Genomic DNA, 18,937 nt, shown 5'->3' on the forward strand with positions numbered 1-18,937 from the left:
GGCTTGCTGTCGTAGGGGGAGGCTTGTGCGGGAGGGGGGCGGGGACGAGAGCCGCTGTTGGATGCCGTTGGCATCCAAGGCGCTCCACTGGATGCGAAAGGCAATCCGCTTTTTTTCCGAACTCGCCACGTCGTTTTTGAAGCATCTTACAGCGAGGGGCAATTGGAAGCGGGGCTTAGAGCCTGTTGTGCGCGGCGGAGCGTGGCCCGGAAAGCGTTCGTTCACGAACTTTTTTTCCCGGGCAGTGGAGCCGCGCTACAGGCTCTTGGTCCCGATTCCAGGATTACAGCCCAAAAAAGGCGTTTTTGCCTACTTTTGTCGCCTTGAACAAAAGTAGGGCGCTGTAAGAGCGCAACACTTCAAAAGGATATAGAGCCTAACCCTCACCGCGAATGCGCTACGAACAAAACAACCAACCCCACCCTGAAGGGAATACGCGCTCATCACCACCGCGAATGCGCGCACACCCTCCCTTCAACAAATTCAACAAACCACCCCCACCACCCTTACAACGCCGAACAATTGGCCCCGAAGCCTAGAGCCTGTCTTGGGCGGCGAAGCGCAGCCCGATTGAGTCCACTGGGTGGACAATCGTTTCGGGCAGCGAAAGCCGCCTACAGGCTCTTGGCTTCGGGGCCAGGCTCACAGCGCAGAAAAGCGTTTTTTGCTTCATTTTTGTCGATTCGGACAAAAAGAAGTCGCTGTAAAAGCGAAACACTTCGTAGGGAAAACGAGCCTAAGCCTCACCGCGAATGCGCTACGAACCTAACAAACAACAACACTCGGTATAGAGAACGACTCATCACCACCGCGAATGCGCACACAACATATGAAGAGAAAGGGAAAAAAAGGGTCAGGCCTGCGCAGCCTCTCCTGTGGAGATGGTCCGTCCGTCCCTGGCCTTGTCCGTGTCGATGAACCGATGCAGCATCGTCTCCACCTCGCCGAGATTCACGGTGGTATCAAGACAGGGACCATTGGGCCGCTGGTTGAGTACCCCGTAAACAGGCAGGGGATAGGTGTCCTGGATGCCGCTGGAAAGGTCGCGGTAACAGGCCACGGCGATGATCAGCCGGGGCCTGAGCTGGACCACGATGCGGCGGGCGATGGTGCCGCCCGTGGCTATGGCCAGATTGACGCCGTACCTGTCGTGCAGGTCGAGCAGTCCGGCCATGGGGCATTTGCCGCACCGCTTGCAGTTGTTGATGTCATAGGTAAGGCGCCGGTCGCATTTGGAATTTTGCAGACAGTGCGGCATGAGCAGCAGGATGTCCTTGGGCGCATACCGTCCGGCTTCGGCCAGAACCAGTTCGTTATTGACTGTGATGAAGGAAAGTTTGATGTGCTGCTTATCGATGCCGAGCACGCGACCGAGCAGGACCATGAGCGGCAGGAAGAGCTTGATGGTCAGGCCCCGGAAACGCTTGGCTCCGGGCAGTGGCTTCTTGGTGATGATATTCAGGAAAAGGCCCCAATAGGCAACGCAGACGAACCCTATCAGGATGAGGATCACGCCGCCCAGCACCCATTTTGCCGCCGGGTGGATGGTGTCCAGCCCAATGAACGGGACCACCCATAGCAGGGCCAGGAACAGGCAGATGATCAGGCATGAAAAGCTGATCAGGCCGACAAAGAGGCGTTTGCGCGCTGTGCGTATGGACCTGGGCTGTTCCAAGGCACTTCCTACTTGCATTCCTTCATGTATCCGCAGCTGAAAGCCGTGGCATCCATGGCTTTTTTCCCCTGGGGCTTTACTTCCGGGGTCAGGTATATCTTGTCGGCGGTGACGATGCCGAGGTGGCCGTCCATCTCGCCGAGGATGGTGCCGGGAGCGACCTTGGGGGCCGACTCCTCCGAGACCATGCCGGGGGAGACGTTCAATCGGATGGTCTTGCCTTCCGGATTGGTCCAGTCGAAAAACGCGCCGGGCCAGGGATACATGGCTCGTATCTGGTTGTGGATGGCCTTGGCGGGGCGGTTCCAGTCGATCCCGCCTTCTTTTTTTTCCAGTTTTTTTGCGTAGGTGGCGATCGTATTGTCTTGCGGTTTGAGGTCGTAAGCCCCTGTTTGCAGCCGGGCCAGGGCCTCGCAGATGCAGATGCCGCCGAGCTTGGCCAGTTCGTCGTGGATGGTGCCCGCGTGGTCGTTGTGGCCGATGCGCAGGGCGCGCTGCACCATGACCGGACCGGTGTCCAGGCCCGCTTCCATCTTCATGATGGAAATGCCGGTGACCACGTCGCCGTTCTCGATGGCCCGCTGGATCGGGGCCGCACCGCGCCATTGGGGCAGCAGGGAGGCGTGGATGTTCAGCGGGTGCAGGACGGGGATATCGAGCACGCTCTGCGGCAGGATCAGGCCGTAGGCCGCCACCACCAGCACGTCCGGCTTGAGTCGGGCCAGTTGGTCGATGTCCGCCCGGTCCTTGAAATTCACGGGCTGGAATACCGGGATATCGTTTTCCAGGGCCACCACCTTGACGGGTGAGGGCTTGCACTGCTGTCCGCGTCCGCACGGGCGGTCGGGCTGGGTGTATATGCCGACGAGTTCGGCGGCATCGAACTTGAGCAGGATACTGAGCGCCTCGGCCGCGAAGTCAGGGGTGCCCATGAACACGGTGCGCAGGGGTTTCAGTTTCACTGCGCCCCAGGCCTCGGGAGTGTTTGTGCTGGTGGCCTTTACTTCCATCTGAGCGCCTTTTTTCTATATATGGCCTTTTTCAGGCGGCCGGTCCGGTCGGCCAGGGTGATGCCGTTCAGGTGGTCGATCTCGTGCTGCAGGATGATGGCCAAAAAACCGTCCGTATCCACGCAGACGTCCTTGCCGTCGCGGTCCAGGGCCTTGACTTTGACCCGTTCCTTGCGCTGGACCTTGACGTTCAGCTCCGGGCAACTCAGGCAGCCTTCTTCAGACTCCACCTCACCGTCACATTCCACGATCTCCGGGTTGATGAACACCCGCAGGTCGCCCCTGATCTTCGGGCCGGTCTGGTCCACGCAGATCAGTCGGATGGACTCGCCCACCTGGGGTGCGGCCAGACCCACCCCGTCGGACTCGTACATGGTCTCGATCATGTTCTCGATGAGCTCCTTGAGCTCAGGGGTGACCTCGGTGATCGTTTCGGCCTTGGCCGCCAAAACCTCATCGGGCCAGGTACATATTTCCAGTTTCATTTTTCTTGCCTCCGGCGGCCCAAGAACCTTTTGAAAAAGGTTTTTGGGAATCTCCAAAACTTTTTGTCGCGTCGCAGAGCCGGTATACGGCCTCGAAAAGATGGGTGCGACGTTAAGTGACAGGTCTTGTGTATATTAATAAGTTCTAAAATTCAAAAGGCGAGTGTTTGCACGACTCGCCATCTTCACCAAAGGTTTTTGCCATTGAGCGGTGCGCCTGTTGATTCCGCATGGCTTCGAACGGAGTGAGCTATAAAAAGTTTTGAAGGGAGAGCGCGAGAGGGAAACTTTTTCAAAAGTTCCCCTCTCGCATCTTTCTCCTAATCTTCTTTCTTCTTCTCGCGCAACCGGATGCCCAGTTCGCGGAGCTGTTTGCTCGGCACTTCGGACGGGGCTTCGGTCATGAGGCAGGTGGCCTTCTGGGTCTTGGGGAAGGCGATGACATCGCGGATGGACTTGGAGCCGGTCAGGATCATGATCAGCCGGTCCAGGCCAAAGGCGATGCCGCCGTGGGGCGGTGCGCCGTACTTGAGTGCGTCCATGAGGAAGCCGAACTTTTCTCGGGCCTCGTCGTGGTCGATGCCGAGCGCGGAGAACATGGCCACCTGCTGCTCCTGGGTGTGGATGCGGATGGAGCCGCCGCCCACCTCATAGCCGTTGATGACCAGATCGTAGGCGCGGGCAATGGCTTGGCCGGGGTCGTTTTTCAGCACTTCCATCTGCTCGGGCCGGGCCGAGGTGAAGGGATGGTGCCGGGCCACGAACCGCTTTTCGTCGGCATCGTATTCGAGCAGCGGGAAATCCGTGATCCAGACGGCTTTAAAGTCGCCTTCCTTGATCAGGCCGAAACGCTTGGCCAGTTCGCAGCGCAGGTTACCGAGGGCGGCATTGGCCACGTCGGCCGGTCCGGCCTGGAAGAAGAGGATGTCGCCGGGTTTGCAGCCGGAGCGCTCACGCAGGGTGTTGATCTCCTCTTCGGAGAAGAATTTGACGATGGGCGACTGCCACTCTCCGTCCTCTTTGACCTTGATCCAGGCAAGGCCCTTGGAGCCGTAGATTTCGACGAATTTGGTGTACTCGTCGATTTCCTTGCGGGACAGCTCTCCGCCGCCGGGCACGACCATGACCTTGACCAGTTCGGAGGAGGCAAAGACCTTGAAGCCGGAGTTTTTGAACACGTCGGTGATGTCGATGTGCTTGAGCTCGAAGCGCAGGTCCGGCTTGTCCACACCGTAGTCGCGCATGGCATCGTTGAACGTCATGCGGGGAACGGCGGGCAGGTCCACGTTGATGGTTTCCTTGAAGAGCGTCCTGACCATGCCCTCGGCCATGTCCTGGATGAGCGCTTCGTCGGGGAAGGACATCTCAATGTCGATCTGGGTGAATTCTGGCTGGCGGTCGGCGCGCAGATCCTCGTCGCGGAAGCATTTGACGATCTGGAAATAGCGGTCCATGCCCGAGACCATGAGCATCTGCTTGAACAGCTGCGGGGACTGGGGCAGGGCGTAGAATTGGCCCTGGTTGACACGGCTGGGCACCAGGAAGTCGCGGGCGCCTTCGGGTGTGGACTTGGTCAGTACCGGGGTCTCGATTTCGAGGAATCCCAGGGCGTCCAGGTAGCGGCGCACGCTTTGGGCGGCCTTGTTGCGGAGGATGAAATTTCGGGCCAGCGCGGGGCGGCGCAGGTCCAGGAAGCGGTATTTGAGCCGCAGGTTCTCAGATACTTCCACCCGGTCCTCAATGGGGAACGGCGGGGTTTCGGAGGTGTTGAGCAGCTTGTACTCGGTGACTTCGATCTCCACTTCGCCGGTGACCATGTTCGGGTTGGACATGCCTTCGGGGCGCGGGCGGACCTTGCCCTTGACCGCCACCACGTATTCGGGGCGGATGGCGTGGGCGCGCTCGTGCACTTCGGCGTTGTCCTCGGGATTGAAGACCACCTGGGTCAATCCTTCGCGGTCGCGAAGGTCGAGGAAAATCAGCCCGCCGTGGTCGCGTCGGAACTGGACCCAGCCCATGAGGCAGACCATCTCGTCCATGTTGGCGGCGGTCAATTCGTTGTTGTGGTGCGTTCTGCGCCAGCCGCCCAGGTCCTCGATGACGCGGTATTCGTCGTAATCTCTCTCTTGCTCAGACATTGTCTCTCCGTCTCAAATGATGTCGGTCCAGGGTGTCCGGACCGTTTTAGTCGTGTTTACAGACTCGCCAGGTACAGGGCGCGGTCCAGGGTTTCCTGTTCCATGTCGCCGACCATGTCCTTGACGGTGATGGTCTTGTTCGCCAGTTCCTCTCCGCCCATGATCAGGCAGGTTCGGGCGCCGGATTTGTTGGCCGATCTCATGCGGGATTTCATGGACCCGCCGCAGAAGCTGACTTCGCCCGAAAGTCCCTTGTCGCGCAGGGCCTGGGCAAAAAGCATGGCCTCGTTGGCCGCGTCCTGATCCACCACGGCCAGGTAGAAATCCGGTTTTGCGGCTTCGAGCTGATCCAACAGCAGGGCGAGGCGCTCCATGCCGCAGGCAAATCCCGTGGCCGAACAGTCCGGGCCGCCGAGGGTCTTGATCAAGCCGTCGTACCTGCCGCCGCCCGCCACCGCGGTCTGGGAGCCGATGTCGTAGCTGGCCACCTCGAAACAGGTGCGCACATAGTAGTCCAGGCCGCGCACCAGCCGGGTGTTCAGCTCATAGGCCACGCCCGCGCCGGTCAGGATGGATTTCACGTCCGAGAAATGGGTCTCGCATTCGCCGCAAAGATGGTCGGTGATGGCCGGGGCGTCCGCCACCAGTTCCTTGCAGGCGGGCACCTTGCAGTCGAGCACGCGCAGGGGATTGGTCTCCATGCGGCGCTGGCAGTCCTCGCAGAACGCGTTCTTGTCCTTGGACTTGTAGAAGTCGATGAGGGCCTGCTTGTAGGTCGGGCGGCATTCGTGGCAGCCCAGCGAATTCAGTTCGATGGTCAGTTTGGTCAGGCCTATCCGGTTGAGGAACGTCTTGAGCATGAGGATCAGCTCGGCATCGGCCTGGGCCTCGGGCGCACCGAAAATCTCCGCATTGATCTGGTGGAACTGACGCTGGCGGCCTTTTTGCGGACGTTCGTAGCGGAACATGGGGCCAAAGGTGAAAAATTTCGAGATGGCACCCGGCTGATGAATCTTGGACTCGATGAAGGCGCGGACCACACCTGCCGTGGCCTCGGGACGCATGGTAAGGGAGCGGTCCTTGCGGTCCGGGAAGGTGAACATCTCCTTGCCCACCACGTCCGTGTCTTCGCCGATGGATTTCTGGAAAAGTTCGGTCTTCTCGAGAATGGGCGTGCGCAGTTCGCCGAAACCGTATCGGGAAAACACCTCGCGGGCGTTGTTTTCCATGTGCGTGAACTTGGCGGCCTCTTCCGGGAAAAGGTCCACGAATCCTTTGATCTTTTGTATTTTGGCCATATCGTGTTCAATATCCTTAATGATTGTCATGTGGCTGGAACCGAATCTGGTTAGACCATACGCGTTGGATTGTCAAAAAGAGAGTGGCGTATTGTGCTGGGGAAATGACGAATATGTCAAATGGCACAGCGCCTCCGAAGTTCACGGAGGCGCAGCCAGGACGGTTTCTGTAGGATGGAGTGGTGTCAGATGAATATCAGGAAGCCGAAAAAACAGGCAGAAGCCAGTCCGAGTTGGAGCAGACGGCTTCTGGTTCCTTCAGCCTGACTGATGCCCCAGCAGATGGTCACAGGCACGGTAAATGCGGTGGCTGCCTTCACCCAGAGGGGCAGCGGCATGTGCAGGAGGACGGCCTGCGCGTAGACCACCAGCGGCATGTGCCATATATAGATGGTGTAGGAAGCCTTGCTCAAGGATTCCCGCCAAGGGGACGGTCCGGCCAGGAAGCGGCGGGTCAGGTTCACGGCCAGTGCTGTGGCGGAGACTGCCATTACGGCTCGGAGCAGCCCATGGATCGCGGCGTACCCGAGCGGGCTAGAGGGAGTGGTCATGAACGTGGGAACCAGGGCCAGCATGGCCGCCTGCGCCGAAAGGAACAGAAGGAGCCAGAGCCATGTGGTGCCGGGGAAAGGCCGTGGCGAATCCACGTGGGGACGGGCCAGGACCCCGAATACGAATATACCTGCATAGAGGGGCAGTCGGGTGGGTTGGAAGAGCAGGAATGGGCCGAATCTGGCCCAGGCCCAGTCCGGGACCAGCAGGTTGATGGCGGCGAATCCCAGGGCCGGAATCATGATGGCAAGCAGGATGAGGGGTTTCAGACTGTGGAAGTTGGGACGAAATCGGAACAGCCTGCGGCAGCCCGCATAGGCGAGGAAAAAGAGGAGCAACAGGGAAAGGAACCACAGGTGGTGGGGGGAAACTGCGTCCGCATAGTGTGCACCCTGCTGCATGTCGGCGATGACCACGAATCCCCAGTCCGTGAAAGTGGATATCCAGTGCATCCAGTATCTGAAGAACGTGAGAGGGGTCTCGGTTCTATGCAGGTAGCCCAGGTAGACCATGGTCGGCAGGTAGATAATGGGCAGGGCCAGCAGGGGGATGCCCAGTCGTTGGGATTTGGCCTTGAGGAATCCGGCAGTGCCGTTTCGGTCCAGGGAGGGCGTGGCAAATACGCCAGCCACGAAGAAGAGTACGGGGAGGGCGAAGGTGTCGATGAGCAGAATCAGAATGTCGAAGACCGGAGCCTGCGCATCCCGGGCGTGCCACCACGGGATGATCGCGGCGTATGCGCAGGCCGCGTGGAGCAGGACGATACACAGGACCATGAGGGCCCGGAGGTTGTCGAAGGAATGGTTTCTAGGCGGTGTCATTGTTCCCCCTTGCGGTTAAGAGGGGTGGTATTTCCCCCTTTTCCAGCGCATCCCTGGTGGCAGTCAATCCCGCCATGGAGAAGCGCATGATGTGGTCGATCAGCGGCTCCTGGTATTTGCTGATGCCGGGATGCTCCGGGTAGACCCGGCTGAACACCGGCCAAAAGGCCAGGTAGTAGAATATCTGGCCGCCCACGCTGGCCAGGCTGTCCCGGATCAGGAAGTCCGGGGCGTCCTCCCCGAGGATCTCCCGGATGATGCCTGACAGTTCCTCGTTGTCCGGACGGGTGAACTGTTCCACGAGGTCGTCAAGGTGCTGTGACGGCGACATCATCTCCCTGAGGACGATGGTGGTGATGTCCTTGGCCACAGGGTGGTCGCTGAATCCCACCTCCACCATGATGGTCAGGAACCGTCGCAGTTTTGCCTTCGGGGAAAGCCCGTTTGAAGGCTGCGCTTTTTCCTGTTCTGTCCTGCGCCGCAGGTTCTCTGCGAAAACCATGTCCAGAATGGCTTTGTAGAGCTTTGCCTTGGAGCCGAAATAGTAGTTCACTGCCGTGGCATTGGCCGTGCCGGCTTCGCGGCAGATATCCCGGACCGTTGCCTGGTCGTATCCGTCCCGGGAAAAAAGCCGCACTGCCGCGAAGAATATCTTGTCTTTGGTGGTCGGATTGTCCGGCATACCCATGGTCGTTCCTCCTGGTTGCCCGTCAAGGATAGCCGGTTGCCCGCCAAATAACAATGCAGGTGTATAATGCGATCGATTAATGCAATCGCATTAATCTGTGGTTCTTGTCAAGGGGGAGTATCAATAATTTGGATTTGACCTGGACAGACAAATTCTCCACTCTTGCCGGTGAAGGAGCAAAACATGACCACTATCACGGCCTGTACCATGGATTGCGGCGACGCCTGTTCGTTGGTGGTCGACGCGGAGAGGAGGTCCGTCAAGGGCAACCCGAAGCATCCGTTCACCAAGGGGTTCTGCTGCAAGAAGGGGAGCCGCTATTTCGAGCGGCTGGATGCCGAGGATCGCATTGTCGAACCGCTCGTCAAACGCGGTTCCGGGTTCGAGCCGGTGTCCTGGGATGAGGCCATGGGGCTGGTCGCCTCCAGGCTGGATGCGGCCCGTGCCGTGCCCGAGTCCATCCTGCATATCCATGGCCACGGCTACAGGGGAATCCTGGGCAAGGCCAGTTCCATCTTTTTCGAGAAGCTCGGCGCCGCCACCACCTACGGCGCGGTCTGCGACGACACCGGCATAACGGCCTGCGTCCGCGACTTCGGCGTGCTCAATCACAATGCTCCCGAAGATATCCTCAATGCCGACCGGGTGGTCAACTGGGGCCGGGACATGACCCGCTGTTCCATCCATCAGTTGGCGCTCATCCAGAAGGCGCGCAAGCAGGGTGCCGAGGTGCTGACCATCTCGCCCGGCGGCGACGGCACGCCTGAGTTCTCTGACGTCAACGTCCAGATCCGGCCCGGCACTGACCGGTTCCTGGCCGCAGCCGTGCTCAAGCTCTATCTGGAATCCGGCGCTCTCAATCCCTGGGTGCTCAATCGTACTGCCAATTGGCCCATTCTGCGAGGTCTTGTCGACGGCCTGAATTTCAAGGAGTTGTGCGCCGCATGCGAGGTCCGGGTGACCGATGCGGAGATGGTCTACGACTGGTACGCGGACACGGGCAACGTGGCCACGGTTCTGGGCTGGGGGTTGCAGCGTCACCTTTTCGGCGGTGAGAACGTCCGGTTCATCAACGCCCTAGCCATGATCTCCGGCAATGTCGGGGTCAAGGGCGGCGGGGCCTATTTCAATATTTCCTCGAACCGCAACCTGGGCACCTGGGCCCATCTGGTCAAGGGCGGGGTCAAGCCCGGCCAGCGGCGGGAATTGCTCATCCAGAATATCGGCATGGAGATTCGAAAGGCGGACCCGGCCGTGGAGTTCGTCTGGATAGACGGCCACAACGTGGTCAACCAGGTGCCGGACTGTCTGGCCGTGGTCGATGCCCTGGCCGCGCCCTTTGTGGTGGTTGTGGAGGGGTTCATGACCGACACGGCCATGCAGGCCGATGTCATCCTGCCGCCCGCCTTCATGTTCGAGCGGCGGGACGTGCTCGGTTCGTTCGTGCACAACTGCGTCAACCATTGTGCCCCTGCCGTGGAGCCGCGCGGTCAGGCCCGTTCCGATTTCGACATCCTTTCCGAGTTGGGTTCCCGTCTCGAAAAGCCGCTTGTCCTGCCGGATGCCGAGACCTGTATTCGCGAAGGACTCAAACCAGCCAATATTTCCTATGGCGAGCTCATGGAAAACGGGTTCGTCAGGGTGCATTATCCACAGGTGGCTTTTGAGAAAATGGAGTTCGGGCATCCGGACGGGCTGTACCGGTTCCCCGAGGAGCTGCACCCCGAGCCGGAGCGCGACCCGGATTACCCTCTCCAGCTTTTGACCCTGGTGCGTGGTGAATCCCTGCATTCGCAGATCGCAGAGCTGGACCAGCGGGGTATACCCACAGTATGGGTGTCCAAGAAGAACCCGGCCTGGGCCGCTCTCAATCCTGCCATGGATGCCTACCTGGTCACGGAACAGGGGGCCATGCAGGTGCGGGTGGAAACTCTGGAAGACCTGCATCCACGGGCCGTGATCATCCGCCGGGGCGGGTGGATGAAGTACGGCCACAGCGCCAATGTCATCATCAAACCCATGGTTACGGACATGGGCGACGGCACGGCCTACTACAGCCAGACCTGCCGTTTGGAAAACAGATAGCTGACCCAAGGAGAAAGAATGGAATCCTGGAAAAGAATACTGCTGGCGGCGTGCCTTATCTTAACCCTTGTTTCGGTCATTGGGTGCAGCGAGGAAGGCCCCATGGAAAAGGCGGGCAAACAGCTCGACCAGGCGGCTGAGGACGCCGGCAAGGCCGCCAAGAAGATATTCGAATAGGTACGCATTGTTGGGGGATGGTCGTGCTCCCGGTTTGATGGCGTCTGGCTCCTTGCTAATATCTTCGGACGGGGATACCTTTTGCGCATGCATGATCATTCACTAAAGCCGCTTCCTCCGGCGAGACGGGTGGCTCTTGAAGCCCTTTTCCGTTGTCTTATGGAAAAGCAGGATATTCAGGCCGCGCTTGATAAGGCCCTGAGCGCTGGCGTTGGCGATCCCCGCGATGTAGGCCTGGCCACGGAGTTGTCGTATGGCTACCTCCGGCTCAAGGGGCGGCTCGAATACATTCTTTCCCGATTCCTCAAGGACCCCGGAAAACTCGGTCCCAAGATGCGCCTTGCCATGGGCCTGGCGACTTACGAAATCCTGTTTCTCGACAAGATTCCGGCCTATGCCTCCGTGGACTGGGCCGTGGAGTTTTCCAAATCCAAGCCCGGCGCACGCATGGCCGGCCTGTTCAATGCCGTGCTCCGGCGCGTGTCCGAATTGGGCGATATCGCTTTTGATCCCGATTACTTCCGCAAGGATGCCTCCCTGCCCGAGTTCCTGACCCGATGGTACTCCTGCCCGCAGTGGCTGGTGGACATGTGGTGGCGCGAATACGGCCAGGAGGTTGCCACCAGATATCTGGAGGCACAGATCAAGCCGCCTGCGCTCGGCTTCAACCTTTTCGGCCACCCGGAAGCGGATGAGCTGTACGCCGAGATCGCGGGTTGGCCCGAGGTCATCGACATTGAGGGCATGAGTTTTGCGCTGCCTGCCGGTACGGTTTTCGAAGGGGAGCCGGACCCGCCCATGGCCCGCCAGTCCTTTGCAGCCCGCCAGGCCGTGGAGGCGCTGGGACCGGAATCCTGGCCCGGTCCGGTCTGGGACGCCTGTGCAGGACGGGGCGGCAAGACGCGAATCCTGCTGGAAAAAGGCATCGATGTCTTTGCCTCGGACCCGCACAGCGGGAGGCTGTCCGCACTGCAACACAATCTGCCCGGAGTGGAGACTTTCGTGGCCAATGCGGCCACGGCGTCCCCGCCCCGCAAACCCGGAACCATCCTTCTGGACCTGCCGTGCTCCGGGTTGGGTGTCCTGTCGCGACGTCCTGACACCAAATGGAAGCGCAAGCCCTCCGACTTGGCCGATCTGACCATCCTTCAATCGGAAATCCTGGAAAATGCCTTTGAGCAGGTTAAGCCCGGCGGCCGGATCGAGGTCATCACCTGTACCCTCAATCCCGAGGAAAACCAGGGACTGATCGGGCGGTTTCTCAAGGAGCATCCCGAGGTTTCCGTCAAGCGGGAATGGACTACCCCGTCGGATTCTCCGTTGAACGAGTTCTTTTACGCCGTGTCGCTCAAACTGGGCTGACGCCGGTGTCGTTGTTCTGTTGTGTGCGGACCCAGGGCGAAACAGTCCTGGGCCCGCATTGTCTTTCGGGGAGGGTCAGCGTCCCATCTTGGCCCCCATCCAACTGGCCGGGGTGACGGATTCGGGAACGCCTTCGCGAGCGTCCACGCCGCGGGCTTCCATGAGTTTGTCCTGGTACATCTGCCAGTATGATTGGGCCAGGGCCGTGGACCCGGACAGCGGATAGGCCAGGGTGGCGGCCAGCCGGGCGGACAGGGCCTCGGAGAGCAGGGCGTCGTACTTTTTTGGGTCTGTCTCTCGACGGACATAGGAGATGTAGAGGGGCGCTTCCTCGTCGCACAAAATGATGCCGGACTGAATCTCCCAGTCCTCCACCTCTTCTCCGTCCTGTCCTACTATGCGGATAATGCGCAGGAAGTCCGCAGGCAGGACGTACTTGTACTCCCATTTCCACAGGGGCGCAGTGGTTCCGGCGGCCAGTTCGGCCTGGGCCATGGCGCAGTTCCATGGGTGCGCCCGGAGCACGGCGTCGCGTACGGCGGGCCAGCGGTGGTTGCACAGCCCGGCTGCCTTGGACTCGTCGCCAAGGGACATGATGACGTCCTCTCCCAGATCCAGCAGGGCGTTGTTGCAGATTTCAATCACACTTGTTGCCATATCCATTACCTCGTTTCGCCTGAAGTTGCAGGGTGCATCCCGGTCGCCCGGAGCCGCGGCCGCGGGCGGTAAAAGCGTATCACGGGTTTTTCGCGATAGCCTGAACAGGCAAAGAATGTCAGGGAAAAGCGGACGATTGGTATATAAAAGCAGCTTGACACCGTTTGCCAGTAAGGGGCGAGGTGTGATTCCATCCACGGAATGAATGCCAAGGTTGACACGCGGCCCGGAAAGACTAACCCTGTCACATTCGGGAATGATTGCAGGCTGACACGACATCGGAGCAGCCAGTCATGACGGCGTAGAAGAGCGTCCTATTGGAGTTGTGCGAGTATCATGGAAGATGTTTCACTGATCGATCTCGTGAGCGGTATTTCCACCGCGCTTGATTATGTATCGCCTACGGTCACCGGCCATCACCGCAGGGTGGGGATGGCTTCGGTGGTCATGGGCAATCATTTCGGGATTGGTTCCCCTTCGATCCTTGACCTGCTGCTGGCCGGGTTGATGCATGATATTGGCGCGTTTTCCCTTGATGCAGTGCTTGACGGCCTGTCCTTCGATTCCACCCTTACGGAACATGCAGCGGTGGGGCATCGACTCCTCAAAGACCATCCTTTCCTTGAAAGGCCTTCCCGAATGATCAAGTACCACCATACCAACTGGGAGGACTTGCAGGCCGTTCGGTCGGAGGAGGATCGGGAGGTACTGCTCATGTCCAACATCCTCAACCTGGCCGACCGTGTGGATATCTTGCGAAATGCCGAACGGAAAGGCCACACCCGGGAAGAGGTTCAGGCCATTGTGGCCGGGTATGGTGCAGAGTTGTATGCGCCTGAGATCCTGTTTGCTTTTGAAGAGTTGTCTCAAAGCGGGTTGTTCTGGCCGCTGATGGAGAACATGAGCACGCCCGTGAAGAACGTGTTGGGTCAGGACCTCTTGGAGGTGCGTATCACCCCGGACCAACTGGTCGAATTTTCGCATTTTTTCTCGCACATCATTGACTTCAGGAGTCGGCATACGGCCACCCATTCCCTCGGTGTCGCCGAGACGGCCGTGCAACTGGCCAAGCTGGCCTGTATGGACGAGCAAGAGCAGAAGTGTATGCGCCTTGCCGCGAATCTGCATGATATAGGCAAGTTGTCCGTGCCAGTCGCACTTTTGGACAAACCTGCTGCCCTTGATGAACAGGAATATGCCAGGATGCAAGACCACGCTCTGGTTTGCGAGAAGGTGCTGCGCGCGCTTCCAGGGCTGGGAGAGGTGGCGGACTGGGCCTGCCAGCACCATGAAAGACTGAACGGCAAGGGGTATCCGCACGGTTTGAACGCCGGGCAGCTATCGCTGGGAAGCCGGATACTGCAGGTGGCGGATGTGCATACGGCCATAACCGAAGACAGGCCCTATCGCTCCGGGATGAACAAGGAGAGCGCCATTGCCGTGCTCCAATCCATGGCGAAACAGGGCTTTCTGGATAGGGACATAGTGGGCCTGGTCATCGAGAACCATGACCGTATCGATGCGATTCGGCGCATAGTTCAGGTCCGGGCCTTGTCCGATTTCAAGAAATTCACGTCCCTGGATCAGTAGCAGGCGGTCCGCCGGATCAGGCTTCTGCAAATATCTCCCGAATCTCCTTGATGTCCGAGGTCAGGCCAAGGGCGCACATGAGGCGTATCCGGGCCTTGGGACCGCCGAGCCGCCCAGCCATGATGACGCCCTTTGATTTCAGGTCGGCCCCGCCGCCAGGGTATCCATAGATGGGCCAGACTCCGCCTTCGATACAGCGGGTGGTCAAGACCACGGGCACCCGTGCCTGCAGACAGGTTTCTATGCCTTCGACCATGGCCGGGGGGACATTCCCGGCTCCGAATCCTTCGATGACAATTCCTTTTGCCCCAATGCTTATTGCATGATCGAGAAGTGATCGGTCAATGCCGGTATAGGCAGTGATGAGGGGTACTTCCGGGACAATGTTCTCGGGGCTGATCTTGCGGCGCGGGGAGGGGGTGGAGTTGCGTTTGGCCAGGATCACGGACTCTCCGGCAACGTAGCCGACCACGCCCGCCTCGCGGGATTCAAAGGCGTCCACGTTCAGGGAGTTGACCTTGACCGCTTCGCGCGCGGCAAAGATGCGGTCGGTCATGAGGATGCAAGCGCCGACGCCCGGGGGCAGGGGGAGTAGGCAGGCCCGGATGGTGTTGGCCAGATTGCGGATGCCGTCGTACCCGGATTCGGAATAGTAGCGCATGGACCCGGTCAGGATGACGGGCTTGTCGGAGTCGATGATCAGGTCGCACATGTAGGCTGTTTCGGCCAGGGTGTCGGTGCCGTGCAGCACCACCGCGCCGAGGACGTTCTCCTGCTTCAGGGCCGTTTCCACGTCGCGGGCCAGCCGGAACATATCCTTGGGGGTCATGTGAGGACTTGGCTTGTCCGACCACAGGATCGGGCGCAGGGCAACATCCGCTTCCGACGGTTTGAATTGGTTGAGCAGGGCTTCGAAGTTGCCGCCGGGAGCCACGCCGTCACTGCCCTCGACCGGGGACATGCCGATGGTTCCTCCAGTAAAAAATACTACTATTTCAGCTTTTTTTGTCATGTCTCATGCTTGTTGCGGTTGGTTGCGGTCGTTTGTTGACTCAGCTTGGAATAACACTTGCCGCTTGTTGCAGGGCCTTGCGGATGACTTCCTCGTGCACGGCCCCGGTGATGGGTGGCTGGCCGGGGATGAGGAAGGTCGGAATGGCGGTGACACCGGCCGCCCGTGCAGCCATGGACCCTTCGGCCACGGTGCCTGCATGGACCCTTTCATCGAGGGCGGTTTTCAACGCGTAGGTATCCAGTCCGCACCGGACCGCCTCATCCAGGATGACCGACAGGTCTCCGATGTTCCGGCCGTCAGTGAAATACGCCTCGAATATGCGCCCGTGAAAGGCCTGGAAGGCTCCGGCGTCCCTGGCGAACTCGGCGGCTTCAAGGGCGAGCCGTGAATTGGCGAGCAGGGTCATCTCTTTGAACCGGATGCCGTAGGGCTTGCCCCGTTGGTTGCAGGACATGGTCACCTGGTCGATGTCAATTTGATCGAAGAGTTCGGTCATGATCCGCCCCTGGGGTGGGGTGTCCGGGTGTATCTCATGGGGAATCCAGGTCTCCTCTATGTCGAACTCGTTCTTGAAGTGGTCGACAATGCCCTTGCCGACAAAGCAGAACGGTCAGATGAAATCCGAAAATATGGTGAGCTTGATCGGCATGGCCCGTCCTTTGGGTAACGTTTTCTCTACTCTAAGGATGGCACTTGAAAAGTAAAGTCGTTTCAGGGCGTGGTCTGCGCCGTAGATGCCTCACTGTGCCTTGGCCGCTTGCAGCAGGGCCTGCTTCAGCAGGTTGATCCGTTCCGTGTCGAGCAGCCGTTGGCCGTCCAGGGTGCGGACGTGGAATATGTCGGCGGCCCTGCCCTTGATGGTGGTGATCTTGGCCAGGTGGATGGACAGGGAGTGGTCGGCCAAGGTGCGGGCCATGTCAAAGAGAAACCCGGTCCGGTCCGTGGCGGCCACTTCGACCACGGTGTAGAAATCGCTTGTCTTGTTTTCGATGGACACCAGCGGGCGGAGCTTGGGGCCGGTGCGTCCCCTGGTCAGCGGCGAGTTGCGCCGCTCTTCCAGGCGCGCTGCCAGATCGAGTTTGTTGACCAGGGCGTACCCGATGGAACGGCTGACGCGGGCCCAGACCTCTTCGAGATAGAGGTTTTCAGGTGGTTCGTTCACGGTGAAGACATCCACCACCGTGCCGTCTTTCCAAGTGAAGATGTCGGCGGCCAGGATGTTCAGGCCGTGCAGGGAGATGGCTCCGGCCACGGTGGCGAACAGGCCTTGTTGGTCCATGGCGGCAATGGTCAGTTCATAGGTGTTTTCCGCCTTGCCCGGTGCGGCTTCGATGAAATTGACTCCTTTGCCGCCGATGGAGGAGGGTTTGCGTATGCGGTCTTCGGCCACGCCGTCCCTGAGCCGTTTTGCCAAACGGATGTGTGCGGCGATTGCCGTTGGAGTGAGGGCCAGAAAGGCACGATGGGGCATGGCCTGCACTGCCGCGCTGACAAGGGCCGAGTCCTGATCCGAGGCGGAGATGAACACGGCGCTTTTGGCGTGGGACAGGTGTTTGGCGGCGTCCGGCTCTGACAGGGGACCGTGCTCAAGGAGGTTGCGGACCTTGAAATAGAGTTCGCCGAACAGGGAGCGGGTCCAGGAATTCCAGGCGCGCGGGCCGGTGGCCATGGAATCGGCCACGGACAGAAGGTAGAGCATGTCCAGTCGTTCGGGCGTGGCCACAATCCCGGCGACTTCGGCGGCCACACGTTCGTCCGACAAGTCGCGCCGGGTTGCGGCCTTGGGGAGGAGCAGGTGGTGTTCCACCAGGAAAGCCACATCGTCGATGACCTGTTGTTCCCGTTCGTAGATGGTCAGAACCTCACGGGCGATATCGGCACCGGCCTTGGAGTGGCTCGGTTCGCCCTTGCCCAGGTCGTGAAAAAAACCGGCCAGGATCAGCCGCTTTGGGTCAGGGATTCGGGCTGCCAGTTCGCCTGTCCAGTCCGAGTCGTCGGACAGGAAGCTGGACAGAAGGGCAACGGTAGCCAGGGTATGCCTTCCTACGGGGTGGACGTGGTAGTCGTTGAACTGGATGAGGTGTTCCACGTCGCCGAATTCCGGGAAGAGGGCAGGCAGCAGGCGGGTTTCGAGCAGCCCCTCGCAGGCCACGCCGCAGTGCGGGGCCATGAAGATTTCCACCAGTATGGACAGGGTCTCTGCACGGGCCACGAGCCTGCCTGCGAACCGGCCGGGATTACGTCGGATGATGCGGCGTGCGCCCCAGGTCAGGGGCAGCCCGCTGCGGGCGGATTCCAGGAATGCGCCCAGTACGTTGCCAGCGGTTACAGCCGACTGGCTCTTGAAAAACAGGCCCTCGGGGCAGGCTGCGATGTTGCGGATGGAGAGCTTTGGCAGCGGAGCGGGGTGCTTTTCGGGAAAGCCCTCCTGGAACATGGCTTCGCGCATGGTCTTGATGCGGGTCATGGCCTGGTGCAGCCGGGAGAGGAAGAACTCCACGGCCCGACCCGTGTCCTGGGGGGATGCGTCCTTGACCGCAAAACCCATGAGTCGTGCCGTGGGCGGTTGGAGGTCAAAGAACAGCCGGTCGTTCTTGCGCCCCGCTGCCAGGTGCAGGGCCGTGCGTACCCGGTTCAGAAAGGCCTGGTCATCGCGAAGGCGCGAGAATTCCTCGGGCAGGAAGACCGGTTTCAGGCCCGTTGTTTCGAGCACGCGTCGCAGCCAGAACACCTGCTGGCCGTCGCGCAATCCGCCGAGTCCGTTTTTCAGTTCGGGTTCGAGCAGGCCGGAGGCGTCACCGTACTGCCGGGCGCGTGACCTGTTGTGATCGCGCAGGCTCCGGGCAAAAAAAGTGCCCGTCTTCTTGAGGACCTTGGCTTCAAAGTCGGTTTGGAACAGGTCGAAGACCTCGGCGTCTCCGGCCAGGGGGCGGGCGTCCATGAGCGAGGCCAGAACCTGGAAATCCTTTTTGGACAGCGAGACGCAGTCCGAGATGGTGCGCACGCCGTGGCCCAGGTCAAGGCCGAGATCCCAGAGCGGGAAGAGCAGGGTCTTGATGAAGGGTTCGGCCCCTGCGGGGATGCGCTGTTTGAACAGGACCAGTACGTCCACGTCCGAGCCTGGACAGAGTCTTCCTCGACCATATCCACCCACGGCGACCAGGGCAAAGGCGAATTTTTGTGCCCCGGCTTCCCTGATGCGGTCCCGGAAGTAGCGATCAACCAGATGGGTGTACTCCCAGGCGAACCCGCCCACGGAACCGGCTTTGGCCCGCTTCCACAGATCAGCCCTGGCCTGTTTCAGCTTGACGGCGGAGTCGGGCAGGTGGCTGTCTGGTCGCATGGGATGAACCTGGGGCGTCAAGGGTTGCATGACAAGATGGG

14 protein-coding genes and 1 pseudogene are annotated in these 18,937 nt (G+C 60.1%); 4 read left to right on the forward strand and 11 right to left on the reverse strand.

Going from position 1 to position 18,937, the window contains the following annotated elements; all coding sequences use genetic code 11:
* Nucleotides 1-853: 853 nt before the first annotated feature.
* The 7 genes from DWB63_RS12610 to DWB63_RS12640 form a co-directional block, all read right to left on the reverse strand.
* Nucleotides 854-1,693, reverse strand: coding sequence for a DUF116 domain-containing protein (locus DWB63_RS12610; RefSeq protein WP_128329202.1), 840 nt, complete (start codon nt 1,691-1,693; stop codon nt 854-856).
* The gene (fmt, locus tag DWB63_RS12615; RefSeq protein WP_128329203.1) at nt 1,684-2,685 is read right to left on the reverse strand and encodes a methionyl-tRNA formyltransferase; all 1,002 of its coding nucleotides are present in this window, start codon (nt 2,683-2,685) and stop codon (nt 1,684-1,686) included. Before fmt ends, DWB63_RS12610 begins: the two co-directional genes overlap by 10 nt.
* Nucleotides 2,676-3,170 (reverse strand): peptide deformylase, encoded by a 495-nt coding sequence (def, locus tag DWB63_RS12620; protein ID WP_128329204.1) that lies wholly within the window; start codon nt 3,168-3,170, stop codon nt 2,676-2,678. The genes fmt and def overlap by 10 nt, the downstream gene beginning before the upstream one ends.
* A 320-nt stretch (nt 3,171-3,490) precedes the next feature.
* Nucleotides 3,491-5,308, reverse strand: a complete 1,818-nt coding sequence (gene aspS, locus DWB63_RS12625; RefSeq protein WP_128329205.1) for an aspartate--tRNA ligase — start codon at nt 5,306-5,308, stop codon at nt 3,491-3,493.
* A 56-nt stretch (nt 5,309-5,364) separates the two neighbouring features.
* Entirely contained in the window at nt 5,365-6,606 is a 1,242-nt protein-coding gene (hisS, locus tag DWB63_RS12630; protein ID WP_128329206.1) for a histidine--tRNA ligase, read from the reverse strand.
* A 185-nt stretch (nt 6,607-6,791) separates the two neighbouring features.
* Entirely contained in the window at nt 6,792-7,979 is a 1,188-nt protein-coding gene (locus tag DWB63_RS12635) for an acyltransferase family protein (RefSeq protein WP_128329207.1), read from the reverse strand.
* Complete coding sequence (locus DWB63_RS12640; RefSeq protein WP_128329208.1) at nt 7,966-8,667, reverse strand: CerR family C-terminal domain-containing protein; 702 nt, start codon at nt 8,665-8,667, stop codon at nt 7,966-7,968. Before DWB63_RS12640 ends, DWB63_RS12635 begins: the two co-directional genes overlap by 14 nt.
* Nucleotides 8,668-8,850: 183 nt before the next feature.
* Between DWB63_RS12640 and DWB63_RS12645 the strand changes: the two genes are divergently transcribed.
* From DWB63_RS12645 to DWB63_RS12655, 3 genes are all read left to right on the forward strand, one after another.
* Complete coding sequence (locus DWB63_RS12645) at nt 8,851-10,752, forward strand: molybdopterin-dependent oxidoreductase (RefSeq protein WP_128329209.1); 1,902 nt, start codon at nt 8,851-8,853, stop codon at nt 10,750-10,752.
* An 18-nt stretch (nt 10,753-10,770) separates the two neighbouring features.
* Nucleotides 10,771-10,929, forward strand: a complete 159-nt coding sequence (locus tag DWB63_RS12650) for a transport-associated protein (protein ID WP_128329210.1) — start codon at nt 10,771-10,773, stop codon at nt 10,927-10,929.
* An 87-nt stretch (nt 10,930-11,016) separates the two neighbouring features.
* Nucleotides 11,017-12,291 carry a transcription antitermination factor NusB gene (locus tag DWB63_RS12655; protein ID WP_128329211.1) on the forward strand — a complete coding sequence of 425 codons (1,275 nt, stop codon included), beginning with the start codon at nt 11,017-11,019 and terminating at the stop codon, nt 12,289-12,291.
* Between the two features lie 75 nt (nt 12,292-12,366).
* Here DWB63_RS12655 and DWB63_RS12660 read toward each other — a convergent pair whose 3' ends face one another.
* A complete protein-coding gene (locus tag DWB63_RS12660; protein WP_128329212.1) occupies nt 12,367-12,948 on the reverse strand; it encodes a hypothetical protein in 582 nt (193 codons plus the stop codon).
* A gap of 336 nt (nt 12,949-13,284) precedes the next feature.
* Between DWB63_RS12660 and DWB63_RS12665 the strand changes: the two genes are divergently transcribed.
* On the forward strand, nt 13,285-14,538 hold the full coding sequence (locus DWB63_RS12665; protein WP_128329213.1) for an HD domain-containing phosphohydrolase: 1,254 nt from the start codon (nt 13,285-13,287) through the stop codon (nt 14,536-14,538).
* A gap of 16 nt (nt 14,539-14,554) precedes the next feature.
* On the opposite strand, the gene DWB63_RS12670 is transcribed toward DWB63_RS12665, so the two are convergent.
* The 3 genes and pseudogenes from DWB63_RS12670 to glnD form a co-directional block, all read right to left on the reverse strand.
* Entirely contained in the window at nt 14,555-15,550 is a 996-nt protein-coding gene (locus DWB63_RS12670) for an asparaginase (protein WP_128329214.1), read from the reverse strand.
* Nucleotides 15,551-15,590: 40 nt separating this feature from the next.
* Nucleotides 15,591-16,151 (reverse strand): annotated as a pseudogene (locus DWB63_RS12675) (DsbA family protein); the annotation flags it as partial.
* Nucleotides 16,152-16,292: 141 nt separating this feature from the next.
* Complete coding sequence (glnD, locus tag DWB63_RS12680) at nt 16,293-18,896, reverse strand: [protein-PII] uridylyltransferase (protein ID WP_128329216.1); 2,604 nt, start codon at nt 18,894-18,896, stop codon at nt 16,293-16,295.
* Nucleotides 18,897-18,937 lie beyond the last annotated feature (41 nt).

This window comes from Pseudodesulfovibrio sp. S3, assembly GCF_004025585.1.
GTDB lineage: Bacteria > Desulfobacterota > Desulfovibrionia > Desulfovibrionales > Desulfovibrionaceae > Pseudodesulfovibrio.